18 protein-coding genes are annotated in these 20,315 nt (G+C 61.4%); 10 read left to right on the top strand and 8 right to left on the bottom strand.

The genetic code is table 11. From position 1 onward, the window contains the following. Positions 1-130: 130 nt before the first annotated feature. Together SM130_RS16025 and SM130_RS16020 are read right to left on the bottom strand one after the other, a co-directional pair. Positions 131-337, bottom strand: a complete 207-nt coding sequence (locus tag SM130_RS16025; protein WP_102825066.1) for a DUF2905 domain-containing protein — start codon at positions 335-337, stop codon at positions 131-133. After that, complete coding sequence (locus tag SM130_RS16020) at positions 322-1,278, bottom strand: LysR substrate-binding domain-containing protein (RefSeq protein ID WP_102825067.1); 957 nt, start codon at positions 1,276-1,278, stop codon at positions 322-324. The genes SM130_RS16025 and SM130_RS16020 overlap by 16 nt, the downstream gene beginning before the upstream one ends. A 137-nt stretch (positions 1,279-1,415) precedes the next feature. On the opposite strand from SM130_RS16020, the gene SM130_RS16015 reads away from it, so the two are divergent. Then, positions 1,416-1,703: a hypothetical protein gene (locus SM130_RS16015; RefSeq protein ID WP_181019254.1), complete on the top strand. Its 288-nt coding sequence runs from the start codon at positions 1,416-1,418 to the stop codon at positions 1,701-1,703. Between the two features lie 21 nt (positions 1,704-1,724). Here the strand turns inward: SM130_RS16015 and cmoB are convergent, their stop codons facing one another. The 4 genes from cmoB to lon form a co-directional block, all read right to left on the bottom strand. Further along, complete coding sequence (gene cmoB / locus SM130_RS16010) at positions 1,725-2,687, bottom strand: tRNA 5-methoxyuridine(34)/uridine 5-oxyacetic acid(34) synthase CmoB (protein ID WP_102825068.1); 963 nt, start codon at positions 2,685-2,687, stop codon at positions 1,725-1,727. Continuing rightward, positions 2,684-3,427: a carboxy-S-adenosyl-L-methionine synthase CmoA gene (gene cmoA / locus SM130_RS16005; protein ID WP_102825420.1), complete on the bottom strand. Its 744-nt coding sequence runs from the start codon at positions 3,425-3,427 to the stop codon at positions 2,684-2,686. The genes cmoB and cmoA overlap by 4 nt, the downstream gene beginning before the upstream one ends. A 74-nt stretch (positions 3,428-3,501) precedes the next feature. Then, complete coding sequence (locus SM130_RS16000; RefSeq protein ID WP_102825069.1) at positions 3,502-3,903, bottom strand: protease inhibitor I42 family protein; 402 nt, start codon at positions 3,901-3,903, stop codon at positions 3,502-3,504. Positions 3,904-4,139: 236 nt separating this feature from the next. Next, positions 4,140-6,527, bottom strand: a complete 2,388-nt coding sequence (lon, locus tag SM130_RS15995) for an endopeptidase La (protein WP_102825070.1) — start codon at positions 6,525-6,527, stop codon at positions 4,140-4,142. 125 nt (positions 6,528-6,652) lie between these two features. On the opposite strand from lon, the gene SM130_RS15990 reads away from it, so the two are divergent. From SM130_RS15990 to putP (SM130_RS15980), 3 genes are all read left to right on the top strand, one after another. Next, positions 6,653-7,408: an AraC family transcriptional regulator gene (locus SM130_RS15990; RefSeq protein ID WP_102825421.1), complete on the top strand. Its 756-nt coding sequence runs from the start codon at positions 6,653-6,655 to the stop codon at positions 7,406-7,408. 262 nt (positions 7,409-7,670) lie between these two features. Further along, positions 7,671-10,832 (top strand): bifunctional proline dehydrogenase/L-glutamate gamma-semialdehyde dehydrogenase PutA, encoded by a 3,162-nt coding sequence (putA, locus tag SM130_RS15985; protein ID WP_102825071.1) that lies wholly within the window; start codon positions 7,671-7,673, stop codon positions 10,830-10,832. A 198-nt stretch (positions 10,833-11,030) separates the two neighbouring features. Continuing rightward, positions 11,031-12,515, top strand: coding sequence for a sodium/proline symporter PutP (gene putP / locus SM130_RS15980; protein WP_102825072.1), 1,485 nt, complete (start codon positions 11,031-11,033; stop codon positions 12,513-12,515). A gap of 430 nt (positions 12,516-12,945) precedes the next feature. On the opposite strand, the gene SM130_RS15975 is transcribed toward putP (SM130_RS15980), so the two are convergent. After that, positions 12,946-13,170: a DUF3203 family protein gene (locus tag SM130_RS15975; protein WP_102825073.1), complete on the bottom strand. Its 225-nt coding sequence runs from the start codon at positions 13,168-13,170 to the stop codon at positions 12,946-12,948. Positions 13,171-13,396: 226 nt separating this feature from the next. Between SM130_RS15975 and SM130_RS15970 the strand changes: the two genes are divergently transcribed. Together SM130_RS15970 and putP (SM130_RS15965) are read left to right on the top strand one after the other, a co-directional pair. Further along, positions 13,397-15,418 (top strand): TonB-dependent receptor, encoded by a 2,022-nt coding sequence (locus SM130_RS15970; protein WP_102825074.1) that lies wholly within the window; start codon positions 13,397-13,399, stop codon positions 15,416-15,418. Positions 15,419-15,621: 203 nt separating this feature from the next. Continuing rightward, complete coding sequence (putP, locus tag SM130_RS15965; protein WP_102825075.1) at positions 15,622-17,106, top strand: sodium/proline symporter PutP; 1,485 nt, start codon at positions 15,622-15,624, stop codon at positions 17,104-17,106. A 106-nt stretch (positions 17,107-17,212) separates the two neighbouring features. On the opposite strand, the gene SM130_RS15960 is transcribed toward putP (SM130_RS15965), so the two are convergent. After that, the gene (locus tag SM130_RS15960) at positions 17,213-18,028 is read right to left on the bottom strand and encodes a DUF1206 domain-containing protein (RefSeq protein ID WP_102825076.1); all 816 of its coding nucleotides are present in this window, start codon (positions 18,026-18,028) and stop codon (positions 17,213-17,215) included. A 224-nt stretch (positions 18,029-18,252) separates the two neighbouring features. On the opposite strand from SM130_RS15960, the gene SM130_RS22340 reads away from it, so the two are divergent. From SM130_RS22340 to SM130_RS15945, 4 genes are all read left to right on the top strand, one after another. Next, a complete protein-coding gene (locus SM130_RS22340) occupies positions 18,253-18,318 on the top strand; it encodes a hypothetical protein (protein ID WP_425473503.1) in 66 nt (21 codons plus the stop codon). Positions 18,319-18,631: 313 nt separating this feature from the next. Further along, the gene (locus tag SM130_RS15955) at positions 18,632-18,868 is read left to right on the top strand and encodes a type II toxin-antitoxin system ParD family antitoxin (protein ID WP_102825077.1); all 237 of its coding nucleotides are present in this window, start codon (positions 18,632-18,634) and stop codon (positions 18,866-18,868) included. Further along, entirely contained in the window at positions 18,865-19,215 is a 351-nt protein-coding gene (locus SM130_RS15950; protein WP_102825078.1) for a type II toxin-antitoxin system RelE/ParE family toxin, read from the top strand. The genes SM130_RS15955 and SM130_RS15950 overlap by 4 nt, the downstream gene beginning before the upstream one ends. Positions 19,216-19,270: 55 nt before the next feature. Further along, positions 19,271-20,305 (top strand): Shedu anti-phage system protein SduA domain-containing protein, encoded by a 1,035-nt coding sequence (locus tag SM130_RS15945; protein ID WP_102825079.1) that lies wholly within the window; start codon positions 19,271-19,273, stop codon positions 20,303-20,305. The last annotated feature ends 10 nt before the right edge of the window (positions 20,306-20,315 follow it).

The following is a 20,315-nucleotide window of genomic DNA, read 5'->3' as shown; positions in this document are numbered from 1 at the left end:
CTGCAGTCGCGATGACACCGCGGTGGGCTGGCTTTGCATTGGTCAGCCTGTGCGGGGTCGTTCGCAGGCAAGCCGCACCCACGACAGTGCGGAGCGGTGCTCGTCTGGCCGGTCCGGATGGTCAGGGTCCTCAGCGGCGGAACAGGTTGACCAATACAGTCAGCAGAACACTGAGGATCACCATGGAGGTGATCGGAATGAACACCCGGCTGCGTTCGGACTCCATGCGAATATCGCCGGGGAGCCTGCCGAACCAGTTCAGCAGCCAGGGGAAGTAGTGCCACACGACGCCGAGCAGGATTAGTGCCGCGCCTGCGATGATCATCCAGCGTGCCATTTCATCTCCTCGGTTGGCCCGGTTCGACGGCTACCGCGCAGGTGCCGATATTCGACGAAGGCAGCGATCACCTGTTCCGCCAGGATGTCGACGGCGTCGCTCCGATTGCCGCCGCGCAGCAGATTGATTCGATAGTCGCCCAGCTGCGGTAGTCCGTATTGCCCATCCAGGCACTGCAGGGGTGGGCGTAGCAGGCTCGCCGGGTAGGGCGCGATTGCGAGGTCGGCGATCATCGCCGCTTCTTGGCCGGAGGTCTGCTCGCTCGAATAGGCAACGCGGTAATGGCGACCGATACGATCGAGCGCATCCAGTGCTTGCCTCCTCCAGGCACAATCGGGACTGGCCAGGGCCAGTGGTAGCGGCGAGCGCAGCGCCGCAATCCCACCGCTGCGTCCCGCCCAGACCAGGGGTTCACTATGGACCGGTTCACCCCGCGAGTCGTCCTGTCCGAGATTGCCGATGGTGACCAAGGCCAGGTCCAGTTCGCCTGCGTCGATACGTTCGATCATGTCGATGCTGCGGGCGACCGAGACGTCCACTTCTACACCGGGGTGGCTGCGTGCGAACAGCGCCAGCAGGCCGGGCAGGATGCGCGTACCGACATCCGCCGGTGTACCAAAGCGTACGCGACCCTGCAGCGTCGGCTGACGGAACTGGGCGACCGCTTCCTCGTTGAGCTTGAGCAGGCGCCGCGCATAACCGAGCAGCGTTTCGCCGGCTGGCGTGAGGCGTACCTGCCTAGCTTCGCGGATGAACAACGAGCGCCCCAGCGTCTCTTCGAGGCGCTTGATCTGCATGCTGACCGCCGAGGTGCTGCGATAGATCTGTCCTGCGGCACGGGTGAAGCTGCCACTTTCTGCGATGGCGACGAAGGTGCGCAGGACGTCACTTTCCAGCAGCGGCGTGGCGCTGGTAGGCGTTTGCCCGACTGACTCGGTCATATGGGTAGCCTTCAGTATTTCTGAACACAGGCTTTCATATTAGTCGTTTGTTTGAACGGTCAACCCCCGCTCATCCTGTCGTTAACCGGTGGCGCCACAACCAGTGAGCTGTCGCCATTAGCGAAGTGGAGGCGAGTATGTCTGGTGAAAGACGCAAGACGTATGCGCGGCAACCAACCGAGGCCCAGATACCTGACTTTTATATGCCGGCCATGTGGCCATTGGACCTGCAGCGTAGTCTGCACGACTGGTTTCGCGCCTGGCGACAGAGGCGCCTGTATCGGCAACTGCTGACGCTGGATGATCGCCAGTTGGCGGCGCGCGATCTGGACCGGCGCAGGCTTAGCGAAATGGCCCAGGCTCCGTTACGGCAACTGGTGGCGCAGCGGCGTCAGAAGGGTTCGGCAACCCGCGGCCGCCGCTGAATGGATGTTCAGGTCAGGCAGTCAAGGCTTGCGTGCCAGCAGTACGGCACGCATGGGCGCCGGTAGGCCTTCGACGGTTTTGCCGTGGTCTTTCGGATCAAGGAAGTCCGGTAGCGACTGGTAGCGCATCCACTCGGTGCTGCGTTGCTCCTCGATGCTGGTCACGCTGACGTCCACGCAACGCACATCGACGAATCCGGCCCGGCGCAGCCAGCATTCCAGCGCCTTCACCGAGGGCAGGAACCAGACGTTGCGCATCTGCGCGTAGCGGTCTTCCGGCACCAGCGCGCTGTTCTCGTCGCCTTCCACCACCAGGGTCTCCAGTACCAGTTCGCCGCCGCGGACCAGGCAGTCCTTGAGGTCGAGGAGATGGTCGACCGGCGAGCGGCGATGGTAGAGCACACCCATGGAGAATACGGTGTCGAAGCCTTCGAGCTTGGCTGGCAGCTCTTCCAGGGCGAAAGGTAGATGCCAGGCCGGCAGCTCTTGCAGGTAGCGCTTCATTGCGTGGAACTGGCAGAAGAACAGCCAGTTCGGATCGACCCCGACCACGCTGTCAGCGCCGGCGCCAAGCATGCGCCACATGTAGTAGCCATTGCCGCAGCCGACATCGAGGATGCGTTTGCCGGAGAGGTCCAGGTGCGGTGCAACGCGGTCCCACTTCCAGTCCGAGCGCCATTCGGTATCGACATGCACGTCGAACACGTTGAACGGCCCCTTGCGCCATGGTGACAGGCCCATCAATGCCTCGCGGGTGGCTTCGCGCGTGGCATCGTCACAGCTGGCGTCAAGGCGAAAGCAGTCACGCAGTTCGACGTGCGCTGGCGCCAGCGTTGGCAGCGCATCGACGGCGCGCCGCCAACGGGGCAGGTCGCCGTGACCAATGGCAAGCTTCGCGTCCAGCTGTTGCTGGACGCCGTTGGCCCAGGCGGCCAGCGGTGTGCCGGCCAGGCGCCAGGCGAGGGGAGTCAGGTCGAGATTCATGGCAGGGCGATCAACGAGGCGAAGTTCAGGCACTGGAACCACGGCACGACCTTGGAAAAGCCGGCGTCCAGCAACCGTTGGCGATGGGTTTCCAGGCTGTCCGGCTTCATCACGTTCTCGATGGCGCTGCGTTTCTGAGCGATCTCCAGTTCGCTGTAGCCATTGGCGCGCTTGAAGGCGACGTGCAGGTCGGTTAGCAGCTGTTGCTCGTCTTCATCCGCGAAACGCAGCTTTTCCGACAGGATCAGCGCGCCACCGGGCACCAGTGCCTGGCGAATACGTCGGAGCAATGCCGGACGCTGTTCCGGTGCAATGAACTGCAGGGTGAAGTTCAGCGCCACCACTGAGCTTGGCTGAAACTCCAGAGCCAGGATGTCGCCTTCGATGACCTCGACCGGCAGCAGCTCCTGGAACATCGAATCCTGCCCATGCAGGTATTCACGGCAGCGCTCGACCATCGCCGTGGAGTTGTCCACCGCGATCACCTGGCAATTGTCTGCTGTCACGTGGCGGCGCAAAGCCTGGGTAACCGCTCCCAACGAGCAGCCAAGGTCGTAAAGATGGGTGTGCGGCTGCGCGAACTGAGCAGCAATCACCCCGATGTTCTCGACGATCGTGGGATAACCGGGAACAGAACGCTTGATCATGTCGGGAAACACCCGCACCACATCCTCGTTGAACACGAAGTCCTGAATACGGGGTAGGGGCTGGGCAAACAGACGGTCGGGATCGTGGCTCACGGTGCGGGCTGCGGCGTCGAAAAACGGGGCCGCATTGTAGCCGAAACCAGGTTCGCCGCGGACTCGGCCGCGGTTCAGTTCACTTCGATCCGACAATCGAATAGATCGGCCGGCTCGCTGGCGGATTCCCAAGGTCGCTGGTAGGTCAGGTATAGCCTGCCACTACCGGAGTTTTGTACCTGAAAGCGCCAGGTGGAGAGGCCGTCACCGCCGATCATGTCATCTTTCGGATTGCTGAAGACTTCGGGGCCGAGGCTGCGTAGCTGGTCCTTGGCGGACTCATGCAATGTCCAGCGATACCCCGTCGCCGGGTTGCTTGGCAGGCTGACGATGAGTAGTTGGCCGTTCTGCAGTGTTTGCGGGCAACGGCGATCATCGCTGAGCACGACGCTCGACGGCGTGTTGTCGTAGCTGGCGCAGGCAGCAAGCAGGGCAACGCTGGCGGCAAGCAGCAGACGGGGGATGTCGAAAGGCATGATCGGCACCGGTCAGGATGAAGTGGGCAAGGATAGCCCAAAAGAGCTTGGTTGCAGGCAAGTCAGAGAAGCGGCGAGCGCGATGCGGGAGCCCTGCGGACGTGCCCACGGTGGACGTGGGCACGATCACTTTTTGCCAGTTATCCCGCAGCGAGGCCGCTCACAGAGCGGTGCTTGCCGTGCCCTTGATAGGCGCACCCGCGCTTACGGCGAATCGCAAAAGCACGGTACCCCGCTCAAAACAGCACCTTGGCCACATCCGCGAAGCGCTTGGCAAAGTGCACCGTAAGGCCTTCCTTGAGGTAGTCGGGCAGCTCCTCGAAGTCGCCGCGGTTGGCTTCCGGCAGGATCAGCTCGAAGATCTTCTGTCGCCGCGCGGCGATCACCTTTTCACGCACGCCGCCGATCGGCAATACGTGGCCGGTTAGTGTCAGCTCGCCGGTCATGGCTACACCTTTCTTTGGCGCTTGGTCACGCGCCAGTGACAGCAGCGCGCTGGCCATGGTGATGCCAGCGCTGGGGCCGTCCTTGGGCGTGGCGCCTTCCGGTACGTGCAGGTGTACGAACGCTTCGTCGAAGAACTCCGGGTCGCCCTTGAAGGCTTTCAGGTTAGAGCTGACGTAGCTGTAGGCGATCTCCGCCGATTCCTTCATCACGTCCCCGAGCTTGCCGGTGAGCTTGAAACCGCGGTTCAGCGTATGAATCCGCGTGGCTTCGATCGGTAGGGTGGCACCGCCCATGCTGGTCCAGGCCAGACCGGTGATCACACCGACGCCTGAGAGCACCTGCTCGCTGCGGAACACTGGCTTGCCAAGGTAGCTTTCCAGGTCTTTCGGAGTGATCTTCAGCACCGCTTGCGGGTCCTCCAGCAGCTTGACGACCGCCTTGCGCACCAGCTTGCCCAGCTGCTTTTCCAGCTGTCGCACGCCGGCCTCGCGGGCATAGCCCTCGATCACCGCTTTCATGGCGCTGTCGCTGATGGCGAGGCGCTCCTTCGGTACGCCAGTCTTGTCCAGCAGCTTGGGCCACAGGTGACGCTTGGCGATGGCCAGCTTCTCTTCGGCGATGTAGCCGGATAGGCGAATCACCTCCATGCGGTCGAGCAGCGGGCCGGGAATCGAGTCCAGGGTGTTCGCCGTGCAGACGAACAGCACCTTGGACAGGTCCAGGCGCAGGTCCAGATAGTGGTCGAGGAATTCGACATTCTGTTCTGGGTCCAGCGTCTCCAGCAGCGCCGAAGCCGGATCGCCCTGATAGCTGCTGCTGAGCTTGTCGATTTCATCGAGCATGATTACCGGGTTCATCACCTCGACATCCTTGAGCGCCTGCACCAGCTTGCCGGGCAGGGCGCCGATGTAGGTGCGGCGGTGGCCCTTGATTTCCGCCTCGTCGCGCATGCCGCCGACGCTAAAGCGATAGAACGGCCGCCCAAGGGATTCGGCGATGGACTTGCCGATGCTGGTCTTGCCTACGCCGGGCGGGCCGACCAGCAGCACGATGGAGCCGGCGATCTCGCCCTTGAAGGCGCCGACGGCAAGAAATTCGAGGATGCGGCTCTTGATGTCATCGAGGCCAGCGTGGTGCTTGTCCAGCACCTTGCGCGCACGCTTGAGGTCGAGCTTGTCCTGGCCGAATACGCCCCAGGGCAGGGCGGTGGCCCAGTCGAGGTAGTTGCGGGTGACGGCATATTCCGGCGAGCCGGTTTCGAGGATCGACAGCTTGTTCAGCTCTTCATCGATGCGTTTCTGCGCGGCTGGCGGCACCACCTTGCCTTCAAGACGTGCGCGGAACTCGTCGGCGTCGGCGCTCTTGTCGTCCTTGGTAATGCCCAGCTCGCGCTGGATGATCTTCAGCTGCTCCTTGAGGAAGAACTCGCGCTGACGCTCGCCGATCTTGCGGTTGACCTCGCCGGTCAGCTCCTTTTGCAGCTTCGCGACTTCCACTTCCTTGCGCAGCAGCGGTAGCACTTTCTCCATGCGCTTCAATACGGGCACGGTATCCAGTACTTCCTGCAGTTCCACGCCAGGCGCAGTGGTCAGTGCGGCGGCGAAATCCGACAGCGGCGAGGGGTCGTTGGGGCTGAAGCGGTTGAGGTAGTTCTTCAGCTCTTCGCTGTACAAAGGATTGAGCGGCAGCAGCTCCTTGATCGCGTTGATCAGCGCCATGCCGTAGGCCTTTACCTCGTCGCGCGGGTCTTCATCGCTTTTCGGGTAATCGACTTCCACCAGGTATGGCGGCTTGCGCCGCAGCCAGCCGCGGATACGCACGCGCGCCAGGCCCTGGGCGACGAACTGCAGCTTGCCGCCTTCCTGAGAGGCGTGATGCACGCGGACCATGGTTCCGTGCTCCGGCAGGCTGTCCGGGTCGAAGGTCGCCATGTCCAGCACCGGCGAATCGACGAAGAACAGGGCGACGCGCTGATGCGGCGTCTTGGCCACGCGATCCAGGGTCTCGGCCCAGGGATCTTCGTTGACGATCACCGGCAACACCTGCGCCGGAAAGAACGGCCGGTTGTGCACCGGGATGATGTAGAGCTTTTCCGGTAGCTGTTGGTCAGGCAGCACGAGATCGTTGGAGGAGATTATTTCCTGCTCGATGTGATCCTGATTGACGTCGTCGTTCATGCGGCACCCGTTGCGAATACGTGCAACTTAGATGGGTAGTGGCGCAGATGATTTCAATCCCGTCGCTTGGGGGTGGGCACTTTATGCAGGCTTCGGTACAGTGCTTGGACGCACAGGTGCCCATCATGCTTAACGCCCGTCTGCTTCGTCTGGATGACCAGGCTCATCAGCACGCCCACGACTATCACCAGCTGGTGATGTCTCTCTCTGGGCGCGCGGAATTCGAGGTCAACGGTTCGGGCGGTGAGGTTTGCCGCATGCGCGCTTGCCTGGTGCCGGGCGACGCCGATCATGGTTTCGCCGGTGTTGGCGACAACCGCATGCTGATTATCGATCTGGACGAACAGGACGTCGGCGCCGAAGACCCGGAGCTGCTCGCCCGATTGTTCGAAGCGCCGCGCTATCCCGCGCTGGATGCTGATTTCCAGAATCTGCTGGCCTACGCTGGCGCCGAGCTGGCGCGCTACGGCAGCGATCCGTTGCTGGCCAGGGCGCTGGGCGGCGTGTTGCTGCGCGCGCTGCACTTGCGGCTGTTCGGCGAATCACTCCAGCGCCCGACCGGCCCGCTGGACCTGCAGCGACTGGACAACCATATTCAGGACAACCTGGCGCGGCGTATTACTGTCGCCGAACTGGCGCAGGTTGCCTGCCTGAGCCCCAGCCATTTCCACGCCCAGTTCAAGGACTGTGTCGGCCTCACGCCGCACCAGTACCTGCTCAAGACCCGCCTCGACCGTGCTGCCCGCCTGCTGCGCGAAACGCCGCTGCCGCTGGTGCGGATTGCCGAGGAGTGCGGCTTCTCCAGCCAGAGCGCATTGACCACAGCGACCCGCCGCTACCTCGGTCTGACTCCTCGCGGATTGCGCAAGTCGGATTCCTGACCGGTCCGCTATCGCCCTGTTTTCGGGCCTTCCCCCTCCAATGTGCATATTGCTGCGCCATCCTGGTGCGCTTTTGTTACCGCCGCGTTTCGATGTCCAGCTTTCGTAGCTTTTCGTAAAACTTCCGTAGTTTTGCGCAAGAACGGCGCGCCGAGCTGCCCCTACATTCCGTCTCCCGACCTGGCTCATTGTCTTGTGCTGCACCAACAGCCTGGCCGTGGACTAGACCTATAAGCAGACACAATCATAAGAGGAGCGGCGCATGTTCAAGGCCGGTCACGTGCTGGATGGCGCCTTCGCCAACCAGAAAGCCGCGGAATTCTTTCCCGCCGTCAGCGCCAACTACAGCGTTGACGAAGCGCAATATCTCACCGAACTGCTGCAGCTTGCCGATCCCGGCGAGGCCGGCATCGCGGCCATTCGCGAGCGCGCCCGCAGCCTGATCGAAGCGGTGCGCGGCCGCGACAATGCCGTCGACACGCTCGACGCGCTGCTGCGCCAGTACAGCCTGGACACCCAGGAAGGCCTAATGCTGATGTGCCTGGCCGAAGCGCTGCTGCGAGTGCCGGATGCCGCCACCGCCGACGCACTGATCCGCGACAAGCTCAACGCTGCCGAATGGGAACGTCACCTCGGCCAGAGCGACAACGTGCTGGTCAATTTCGCCGCCTGGGGGCTGGTGATGACCGGCAAGGTGGTCGATCCGGAAACCGCTGATGGTCGTCCGAAGAACGTTATCGGCCGCCTGCTCAAGCGCTCCGGTGAGCCGGTGATCCGCAGCGCGATGAACCAGGCGATGAAGCTGATGGGCAAGCAGTTCGTGCTTGGCCGGACCATCTCCGAAGCGCTGAAGAACGGTCGCCCGGAGCGCGAGAAGGGCTACACCTATTCCTTCGACATGCTCGGTGAAGCGGCATTGACCGCCGAGGACGCCGCCAAGTACATGGCCGACTACCGTCAGGCCGTGGAAACCGTGGGCGCCGAACCGCAGGTCGGCAAGGGGCCGCGCCCGTCGGTGTCGATCAAGTTGTCGGCGCTGCATCCACGTTACGAGGTTGCCCAGCGCGAGCGCGTGCTCACCGAGCTATTTGGCAGTGTCCGCGAACTGGCCATCCTCGCGCGGCGGTTGAACGTCGGTATCACCATCGATGCCGAAGAGGCCGATCGCCTCGAATTGTCCCTCGAACTTTACGAAAAGCTCCTGCGTGACCCGGCCATCGCCGGTTGGGGCGAGTTCGGTCTGGTCATCCAGGCGTACTCCAAGCGCTGCCTGCCGGTGCTGGTCTGGCTGACGCTGCTCGGCCGCGAGCTCGGCGAGCGCATTCCGTTGCGACTGGTCAAGGGCGCCTACTGGGACAGCGAGATCAAGCAGTGCCAGGTTCAGGGCCTGGACGGCTATCCGGTCTACACCCGCAAGGAAGGCACCGATACCTCCTACCTCGCTTGCGCGCGCTACCTGCTGTCCGAGCACACCCGTGGGGTGATCTACCCGCAGTTCGCCAGCCACAACGCACACACGGTCAGCTGCATTCTGGCCATGGCCGAGGAAACGGCGCAGCCACGTGAGTTCGAGTTCCAGCGCCTGCACGGCATGGGCGACGCCCTGTACGACACGGTGATCGAGAAGTACGCAAGGAATGTGCGGATTTACGCTCCGGTCGGCGCGCACAAGGACCTGCTGCCCTACCTGGTGCGCCGCCTGCTGGAGAACGGCGCCAATTCGTCGTTCGTCCACCAGCTGGTCGACCATCGCGTGCCGGTCGAATCGCTGATCGACCATCCGGTAACCCAGCTGCGCAGATTCGCCGTACCGGGTAACCCGCGCATTCCGCTGCCGCCGGCGCTGTTCGGCAACCGCAAGAACTCTCAAGGGATCAACATGAATATCCAGAATCAGTGGACCGAACTGGCCAGCGCCTATCAGCCCTTCCTCGAGCGCCAGTGGCAGGCCGCGCCGGTCATCAGCGGGCAGAGGCTCGCCGGAACGCCGTCCGAGGTGCGTTGCCCCTACGACCTGAACAAGGTGGTCGGCCAGGCGCAGTTCGCTAGCGCCGACCAGGCGCGTCAGGCTATCGATCGCCTGGCTGCCTTCTGGCCGACCTGGAATGCTACTCCGGTGGAAACCCGAGCCGCGGTGCTGGAGCGCCTGGGCGACCTGCTGGAGCAGCATCGCGCCGAGTTGATGGCGCTGTGTACGGTGGAAGCCGGCAAATCGCTGCAGGATGGTATCGACGAAGTACGCGAAGCGGTTGATTTCTGCCGCTACTACGCGCAGCAGGCGCGACTGAAGCTTGGTCGTGAGGAGCTCAAGGGCCCGACTGGCGAGCGCAACGAGCTGTTCCACGAGGGCCGCGGCGTGTTTGTCTGCGTCAGCCCGTGGAACTTCCCGCTGGCGATTTACCTCGGCCAGATCACCGCGGCGCTGGCAGCCGGTAATACCGTGCTGGCCAAGCCGGCCGAACAGACCAGCCTGATAGCGGCCCGTGCGCTGGAACTGATGTTCGAAGCCGGCCTGCCGAAGGAGGCAATTGCCTTCCTGCCCGGTGACGGTGCCACCCTCGGCGGCGTGTTCTGTAGCGATCCCCGTGTGGTCGGTGTGTGCTTCACCGGTTCGACCGACACGGCGCGCATCATCAACCGCCAGCTCGCCGAGAAGGAAGGTCCGATTGCCACGCTGATCGCCGAAACCGGCGGACAGAACGCGATGATCGTTGATTCCACGGCGCTGCCGGAGCAGGTCATCAAGGACGCCGTCGGCTCCGCCTTCACCAGTGCCGGCCAGCGTTGCTCTGCATTGCGCGTGCTCTACGTGCAGCGTGATATTGCCGACCGCGTCATCGAGCTGCTCAAGGGCGCCATGGCCGAGCTGAAGATCGGCCCGACCCATCTGCGCGAAAACGACATCGGCCCGGTGATCGACCAAGAAGCGCGCGAAGGCCTGCTGGCGCACATCCAGCTGCTCAAGAGCGAAGGACGGTTGATTGCCGAAGCGTCGCTGCCAGCTGGTCTCAATGGCCACTTTGTCGCCCCGGTGGCTTTCGAGATCGATGGCATTCACCAACTCAAGAAGGAACAGTTCGGCCCGGTGTTGCATGTGGTGCGCTATGAAGCGGCGGACCTGGAAAAGGTCGTCGCGGCCATCAATGGCACTGGTTATGGCCTGACCCTTGGCGTGCACAGCCGCAACGAGGAAACCGCGGCGCGTATCGAACAGCTGGCGCGGGTCGGCAACCTGTACGTCAACCGCAACCAGATCGGTGCGGTGGTCGGCGTTCAGCCGTTCGGCGGCTGCGGCCTTTCCGGCACCGGCCCGAAGGCGGGTGGGCCCAGCTATCTGCTGCGTTTCGCCAACGAACGCACCACCTCCACCAACACCACCGCTGTGGGCGGCAACGCCTCGCTGTTGTCGCTGGGCGACGCCTGACAGCAGTCATGCATGAGTCACCGGCCGCACACGCGGCCGGATCACAAAAACAAATGGACAGTTGGCGGACGCTCTTCCGCCACTGACGGGTCCCGTTGGGCCTGTCGCAGGTGATGGCCTTTTCGCTATCGCCCTCTGCCAAGGTGAGGCGCGGGTCCGCTCGCGTTGCGCCGAACAACAACTAACGAGGGACACACAATGAGCATCAGTACACCCACGCTGATCACCTTTCTGATCTACATCGCAGCAATGATTCTGATCGGCTTCATCGCTTACCGTGCCACCAAGAACTTCGACGACTACATCCTCGGCGGCCGCAGCCTCGGCAGCTTCGTCACGGCGCTGTCGGCCGGTGCTTCGGACATGAGCGGCTGGCTGCTGATGGGCCTGCCCGGTGCGATCTTCGTCGCTGGCCTGTCGGAAAGCTGGATTGCCATCGGCCTGATCGCCGGCGCCTGGCTGAACTGGCTGTTCGTCGCCGGTCGCCTGCGTGTGCATACCGAGCACAACCACAACGCCCTGACCCTGCCGGACTATTTCTCGCACCGCTTCGAGGACGATAGCCGCATGCTGCGGATATTCTCCGCACTGGTGATTCTGGTGTTCTTCACCATCTACTGCGCCTCCGGCGTGGTGGCTGGCGCACGCCTGTTCGAGAGCAGCTTCGGCGTGCCGTACGAATATGCACTGTGGATCGGCGCCGCGGCGACCATCCTCTATGTGTTCATTGGTGGTTTCCTCGCGGTGAGCTGGACCGACACCGTGCAGGCGACGCTGATGATCTTCGCGCTGCTGATAACCCCAGTGTTCGTCATCCTCGCGCTGGGCGACATGGGCGCGGCAATGGACACCATCGCCACCCAGAATCCGGCTGCCTTCGACATGTTCAGCGGGCTCAGCTTTGTCGCAATCATCTCGTTGCTGGCCTGGGGCCTGGGCTACTTCGGACAGCCACACATCCTGGTGCGTTTCATGGCCGCCGACTCGATCAAGACCATCCCTAACGCCCGCCGCATCGGCATGGCCTGGATGATCCTGACGCTGGCGGGTGCTGTGGCGGTGGGCTTCTTCGGCATCGCCTACTTTGCCGGCCATCCTGAACTGGCCGGTCCTGTGAGCCAGAACGGCGAGCGGGTGTTCATGGAACTGGTGAAGATTCTGTTCAATCCCTGGGTTGCCGGCATCATCCTGTCCGGTGTCCTCGCGGCCGTCATGAGCACGCTGAGCGCACAGCTACTGGTCAGCTCCAGTGCTCTGACTCAGGACTTCTACAAGGCCATGCTGCGCAAGAACGCGTCGCAGACCGAACTGGTCTGGGTTGGCCGCGGCATGGTGCTGCTGATCGCACTGATTGCCATCGGCATCGCTTCTAATCCCGAGAGCAAGGTACTGGGCCTGGTGTCCTACGCTTGGGCTGGCTTCGGCGCGGCGTTTGGTCCGGTGGTGCTGATTTCGCTGCTGTGGAAGCGCATGACCCGCAACGGCGCGCTGGTCGGCATGCTGGTGGGCGCTTTCACTGTGGTGGTGTGGAAGGAGTTCATCGGCCTTGGGCTGTACGAAATCATCCCGGGCTTCATCCTCGCCAGCATCGCTATCGTCGTGGTGAGCAAGATGGGCGCCGAACCGGCCCCGACCATCATCAAGCGTTTCGAAGAAGCAGACGCGGATTACCACGCGGGTTGAGCGGAGTGTGCAGGCTGAGCGTCACCGCTGAGCCTGCATCTCGATAGCGGTCGGTCACGCTACATGTCCACCCCGAAGTCGGGCGCCGTAGCTGATGAGGGTGGGCTGAAGCCCGCCCTACAGATGCATCACGGATTACCGTGCCGCTCCATGAAGCCGCTCGGAGCTGCGCACTACCGTAGGGAGGCTTCAGCCCACCGCTCTAGTGCCATCCTCGGGTGAGCTTCTCTTCGAACGGTCATCTCGAACTCACACGAGTCATGGGGAGCGCGACGCAAGCCGCACCGGCATAACTGATTTCGGCGATTCACCACAGATTTGGCTGAGCTTCAGATGATGGGGCGACTAGGCGCCTCGGCCAACCCACCCTGAGATTCGCCCCAGCTCCGAACCCCGGCTAAGCCGGGGTTTTGTTTTTCTGGTTGGGAAATCAGTCGTCAGCTATCAGGTTGGATCGATCATCCACCGCGCCTGCCGCGATCAAATGTTCCGCCTCATCTTCCGGTAGATGAATGCTGGTGCCGTCAATATTCATCACCGACATGCGCGCCTCTGGATCGGTGGTGATGCGTACATCCATCAGGGCGCTGCGGTGGGTGTTGCCTTTGATGACCACGCAGCAGGTACCGGTGGTTGTGTCGATGTCTACGGTCATGAGCTATCTCCCGAAGCGGTGCCAAAGCCGCACGAAGGCCGCACGGCATTCCGGTTTCGACCACAAACAAGGCGCATCCGTTGTACCTGCCATAGGAAAACAATCTTAAACGTTACGATATAACATGTTAGATTCTCGCCCCGCGAAGCCGGACCCAACGATAGGGCGCCGGCGCACAGCCGTCTTCGGTTGCCTTGGATGGCAACCGCACTGTCTGGAGAGTCACATGAAACTGAAGCGTCATCCCTTGGCCTGGGCAATCAGCCTGGTCCTGGTTCCGTCTGCCTGGGCGGCCGAACCGGTCGAACTGCGATCCGTTGTGGTCAGCGCCAGTGGCCTGGCCAAACAGAGCCATGAGATGACCACGCCGGCGGCCGTGATGGAGGGTGATGAACTGGTGCTGCGCCGCGAAGCGACCCTCGGTGAAACCCTGGAAAGCGTGCCCGGCGTACGTTCCAGCAGCTTCGGCGCCGGTGCGGCGCGTCCGGTGATTCGCGGGCTTGATGGCGCGCGGGTCAAGGTGCTGAGCGATGGCGTGGAGCTGCTCGATGCCTCCACCATCAGCCCCGATCACGCGGTGACCAGCGAGCCGCTACTGGCCGAACGCATCGAGGTGCTCAAGGGGCCGGCTACCCTGCTGTACGGTGGCGGCGCCATCGGAGGCGTGGTCAACGTAATCGACAAGAAGATTCCCACCCGTGTCCCGGAGAAGGGTTACGAAGGCGAGCTTGAGCTGCGTGCGAATAGCGTCGCGAATGAGGGCGCCGGCGTGTTAGGCATAACCGCCGGCAGCGGTAACTTCGCCGTGCGCGCCGAAGGCACCAAGCGCCAGGCCGATCCCTATGGAATCCCCGGCTCAGCTGACAAGCAGGAAGGCTCCTACAACGACACCGACAGCTTCAACTTGGGTGCCAGCTTTATCGGCGAGCGCGGCTATATCGGAATGGCCTACGGCGAGCAGAACAACCGCTACGGGTTGCTGGCCCATGAGCACGCCGATTGCCACACCCACGGCAGTGACTGGCACTGCGGCGGCCATGATGATCACGACGATGACGACGACCATGATCATGACGAACACGGCAGCGTGCCTTATGTCGACATGCGCCAGAAGCGCTGGGACCTGCGCGGCGAGCTGAGCGATCCGCTGCCGGGCTTCGAGCTGGCGCGGCTGCGCATCGGCCACAGCGACTATCAGCACAAGGAAATCGAAGGTGGTGAAGTGGGCACCCGCTTCAACAACGACGCCACGGATGCTCGCCTGGAGCTGACCCATCAGCCGCTGTTCGGCTGGCGCGGTGTGCTCGGTGCACAAACCCAGCGTCGCGACTTTGAGGCCCTGGGCGAAGAGGCCTACGTGCCGCAGACGCTGACGCGCAACCACGGCCTGTTCCTGCTCGAGGAATACACCGTCGGCGCCTGGCGCTACGAACTCGGCCTGCGCCACGAATGGCAGGACATCGATGCCGACGGCCGCCCGGATACGGATCACAGCGGTACCTCGATGTCTGCCGGTGCGGTCTGGACGTTCGCGCCGCAGTATTCGCTGGGCTTCTCCGTGACGCGCTCGCAGCGTCTACCTACCGCCGAGGAGCTCTACGCCAACGGCCCGCATGCCGCGACCCGAACGGTTGAGTTGGGCAACGTCGATCTCGAAGAAGAAACCTCGCACAACGCCGAGATAACCCTGCGCAAGTTCTCCGGCCGGACCACCTTCAGCCTGAGCCTGTTCCGCAATGAGGTGGATGATTTCATCTACGCGGCTGACACCGGTAACGACATAGGCGGTGGCTACCGCGAGATCGAATACCGCCAGCAGGACGCCGTGCTTACCGGCGCGGAAGGGGAGGTGCGCTTCCAGGCGACCGACGCAACCGCCTTCACCCTGTTTGGCGACCACGTGCGCGGCAAACTGCGCGATGGCGGCGGCGACCTGCCACGCATACCTGCCGACCGTTTGGGTGTACGGCTGGACCAAAGCTTCACCCCGGCACTCAACGGCCAGCTGGAGTTCTATCGCGTGCAGCGCCAGGACGAACTGGCCGATTACGAGAGCGAAACCGGTGGCTACAACATGCTCGGTGCCAGCCTGGGTTACAGCGGCTCGCTGAACCAGACCAACTACTTGCTCTACCTAAAGGCCAATAACCTGCTGGATGAGAAGGCGCGTCAGCACACGTCGTTCATCAAGGACGAGGTGTTGCTGCCTGGGCGCAACCTAACGGTGGGTATGCGCCTGGCGTTCTAAGGCAAGCATCTTCCTCTTGCAGCACCGACGAGGGCCGGCAGCTAATGCCGACCCTCGTTCGTTCTGGCATGCAGAACCTTGCGGTCACGCGCAAGGACGCCGATGACGCGCTATCCTTGCGCCCCTCGATTGTTCCGTTGCAGGTGCCGGTCGTTGTCCGCGCTGGCGATGGAATGTCAGGACCAACAAGGAAAATAAGTCCCATGAACGTCAGCAACCCCACTCTGATTACCTTCGTGATCTATATCGCGGCGATGATCTTGATCGGTTTCATTGCCTACCGCGCCACCAAGAACTTTTCTGATTACATCCTCGGCGGCCGCAGCCTCGGCAGTTTTGTAACTGCATTGTCGGCCGGTGCTTCGGACATGAGCGGCTGGCTGCTGATGGGCCTGCCCGGTGCGATCTTCGTCGCTGGCCTGTCGGAAAGCTGGATCGCCATCGGCCTGATCGTTGGCGCCTGGCTGAACTGGATCTTCGTCGCCGGGCGGCTGCGTGTGCACACCGAGCACAACCACAACGCCCTGACCTTGCCGGACTATTTCTCGCACCGTTTCGAAGACGATAGCCGCATGCTGCGGATCTTCTCCGCGCTGGTGATTCTGGTCTTCTTCACCATTTATTGCGCCTCCGGGGTAGTAGCCGGCGCACGCCTGTTCGAGTCCACCTTCGGCATGCCGTACGAGTACGCCCTGTGGGTCGGTGCGGCAGCGACCATCCTCTATGTGTTCATTGGTGGTTTCCTGGCCGTTAGCTGGACCGACACCGTGCAGGCGACGCTGATGATCTTCGCGCTGTTGATCACGCCGGTGTTCGTCATCCTCGCGCTGGGCGACATGGGCACCGCGATGGCTACCATCGAGGCGCAGAATCCGGCCAATTTCGACATGTTCCGCGGGCTATCTTTTGTCGCGATCATCTCGCTGCTGGCGTGGGGGCTCGGTTACTTCGGCCAGCCGCACATCCTAGTGCGCTTCATGGCCGCCGACTCGATCAAGACCATCCCCAACGCCCGCCGAATCGGCATGGCCTGGATGATCCTGACGCTGGCGGGTGCTGTGGCGGTGGGCTTCCTCGGCATCGCCTACTTCGCCGACCATCCGGAGCAGGCTGGTGCGGTCAGCCAGAACGGCGAGCGCGTGTTCATGGAGCTGGTGAAGATCCTGTTCAACCCGTGGGTTGCAGGGATCATTCTGTCCGGCGTGCTGGCGGCGGTGATGAGTACGCTCAGTGCGCAGTTGCTGGTCAGCTCCAGCGCGCTGACACAGGACTTCTACAAAGCCATGCTGCGCAAGAACGCGTCGCAGACCGAGCTGGTCTGGGTCGGCCGCGGCATGGTGCTGCTGATCGCACTGATCGCCATCGCTATTGCGTCCAACCCGGAAAGCAAGGTGCTGGGCCTGGTGTCCTACGCCTGGGCTGGCTTCGGCGCGGCGTTTGGTCCAGTGGTGCTGATCTCGCTGCTGTGGAAGCGCATGACCCGCAACGGCGCGCTGGTTGGCATGCTGGTCGGTGCCGTCACCGTGGTGGTGTGGAAGGAGTTTATTGGCCTCGGGCTGTACGAAATCATCCCAGGCTTCATCTTCGCCAGTATCGCTATTTTCGTGGTAAGCAAGATGGGCGCCGAGCCGGCCCCGACCGTCATCAAGCGCTTCGAAGAAGCGGACGCGGACTACCACGCGGGTTGACTGCATCCTGAGTAAGCCATCTCGCTCCTACGGCCCGAATCGACGCCTTCCGCGTCTCCGGTAGGAGCGAGCTTGCTCGCGAACCGCTCCCCAGCAATCGTTGCGGTCACCCCATGACCTCCGACAAATCGATCCGCCGCCAGCGCGCTTCGGCGAAGCTATACACGGCGAAGGCAAGCAGGCCTGCGCCGATTGCCATGAGCAGCACGCCACCTGCAGGCATGCCCTGCAGCGCTTCCAGAGCTTCCTTGAGGCCGGGCGGGTCGGTGGGTTCGTATCGCCTGCCGCCCACGAACAGCAGGGCGGCGATGATCAGAAAGGAACAGCCGCGTGCAGCTAGGCCGACCCGGGAAACGGGACGGATCAGATGCATCGTGCGCTCATCGCACTGAAAGTAGCGCTCGAAATGCGCGCGCCAGGCCTTGATCAGATGTGCAATACCGACCCCCAGGGGAATCAGCGCAACTGCCCAGATCAGCCAGTGGGAATGCTCAAGGCCCAAAAGACGCATCAGGCTGTCGGTCTGGTCATTGCCTGAAGCGCCGCCGTTCTCGGAAAAGCGATCCAGCCCGCTCACCAGCAGGCTCAGGGTGAAGAGGGCGAGCAGTAGATTGACCACACCGCTGCTCACCAGGCCAGTGCGAATCAGAAGCCCCTTGGCGTCATGACCATGCCGGTCGGTGTCCCCGATGCCCTGCGTGAGTCGCCAGGCTACATGCGCAAGCAGGCCGATCACCACCAGCCAGAGTAGAACGGTCCCGAAGGGCTGCCCGAGCAGTTGCTGGACTGCGCCCTTGGAATCTACCGTCTCTCCGGACCCGAGCGCGGCCATGATGGCGAAAAATCCGATGATTACGTACACCGCACCTCGTGCTGCATAGCCGCTGCGTGCCAGCCAGATCACTCCGCGGGTTACGTTCATTCACCGTCCTCCTTTGCGCCGCCAGTGGTTGTAGTCGCCGTCTCGTTTAAGTAGACGGCGGGCGCACCGATGGGTTCGCTTAGCTATTCACCGGCCATGCGGCTGTTGCCGCGCTGGAGGCTGAGCAGAGCACCGTGGTTTAGGCGCGGATTGCCTAATAGAGGTAGTGCGCGAGAGCAGTCGAACGGTTCGGCACGAACGCATTCCCGCCACTGGAATGAGCGATGAAGCGTGAGCTGATGAGCCTGCGCTATACGACTCGGTGGGCTGAGTCGATGGCGGTGCGGTAGAGGGTGGACCGGTAAAAGGCTGTGCTCGTGACAGTTTCAGCGGCTTGGAAAGGCCGTAACTGTCGCCATTACCTTCACCAAATAAAAAGGGGCCTCACTAGAGGCCCCGTAGAATCTGGAGCGGGCGGAGGGAATCGAACCCTTTTGCTTAGTGTGTCGTTCCGTCGCAAAGTGTGTCGTTGTGCTGTTTTCGGACTGAACCGTCTGCTCGTTTCGTCGCTATTCGGCACAGTGATTTCGACACTTTATCGACACCGCGTTTAGCAACGCGCTAAAGTGCACTTGCCAATTTTTGCCAAACGGGGCTGTCTGCATGAGCACCATGAACATCTCCCTTCCTGAGACGCTGAAGAGCTTTGTGGACGAGCAAGTCAATCAGCGTGGCTACGGCACCAGTAGTGAGTACGTCCGCGAACTGATCCGCAAGGACCAAGACCGCCAGCATCTTCGAGGTTTGCTGTTAGCAGGTGCCGCCTCGGCGCCGACTGTTCCCGTTGATGCCGATTACTTCGAGTCTCTGCGTGATCGGGTTCGGAACTCTCGCGGATGAAGCAAAAGCCAGTCATCCCAAGAGCGCTGGCGCGCGACGACGTTGATCGAGCAATTGCCTACTACCTGGAGCAAGAGGCCGATAAGGCTGCGCTGGGCCTGATCGATGCTTTGGAGCATGCCTATAAACAGCTCAGTCGCCACCCTGAATCAGGCTCCAGTCGTTATGCACATGAACTGGACCTTCCAGGGCTGCGGTCCTGGCCGCTCAAGCGGTTTCCCTTCGTAGTGTTCTATGTGGAGCGTCCGAACCATATTGAAGTTTGGCGCGTGCTGAACGGGATGAGCGATATTCCATCTTGGCTACAGAATGATGTGGGGCGCTCCCCGAGTAGTGGCGTTAAATAGATCTGTCCGCACTTCGGGTTGCAAGTAACATTTCTTGTTCTCTCAATAGGATTGCATGCATATGGATGAAGGCGCTTTCGAAAAAGTGATGCGGACAATTAATCTGTCTAAAGATCTGCGGGGGGCAAAGACAGGAGATGCTGCCGAGATAAGCGATGCGCTTGCTCTAAAGCTTTCAAATCATTTTGATCCCGAAGATATAGGTGTGGAAGAGCTTGAGCAGCTTTTGGAATCGATTAATGAAGAGTCGCGAGCTTATATTTTAGAAGTGCTGGGCGATACCTCTGATATTTCTAAGATTCAGCAAGAGGAAATTCGTAATCCGGAATTTGCAAGGGTTATACAAAGAATTTTTTCCGCTAAGAAGTGCGTAGCGGACTTGATAGAATATGTTCGTGATTATGAGCCTGATGACGAGGCTGGAGAGTTTGCTGCAAAGTGCTTGAGCGCATTCGCTGAAGTAAATTCGCTGCTTCTAGAGCGGGATGTTGTTCCGCTGCTTAGAAGAGGCATCTACTCTGAAGATATCAAGTCGGCAATTGCTGTATGGCATAGTAATTCGGAATCAAAAGCAACAGACGAGGAATTCTGGCAGACAGAATTATCTGCTCGTAAAGGAATATTGGAACGACTTATTGGTGGGTACGCTGTTTTTCTTCAGCGCGAATTTCACGTGGGGAGCACGAACGTCGAAGGAAAGGGTAGCAAAAGATCGGATTTTGCGATGGTGGATAGGGAGAATAGAAACCTCAGTTTGGTGGAAATAAAGACACCTAGTACTAAATTGGTAGGTGCCGAATATCGCGGCACTCATCCGCTCTCCCAAGAGTTGTCAGGGACCGTTAGCCAGGTAATGATTCAGCGAAATGAGATACTGCAGAATTTCTACCAGAAAAGAGCATGCAGTGACACGGTTTTTGAGGTTTTTGCCCCAAGGTGTTTCATAATTGCGGGAAGCCTTAAAAGTTTAGGCGGCGATCAAAACAAGATCAAAGCCTTCGAAATTCAACGGCAAGTTATCGCCCCGCACGTCACAATAGTAACTTTTGATGAGCTCTATCATCAGTTTGCAACGTTTCATCAAGTATAGGCTCTCCCTT

This window comes from Stutzerimonas stutzeri (genome assembly GCF_038561965.1).
Classification (GTDB): domain Bacteria; phylum Pseudomonadota; class Gammaproteobacteria; order Pseudomonadales; family Pseudomonadaceae; genus Stutzerimonas; species Stutzerimonas stutzeri_AA.
The sequence above is the reverse complement of the archived record's forward strand: the minus strand, read 5'-3'. Positions and strand labels throughout refer to the sequence as shown.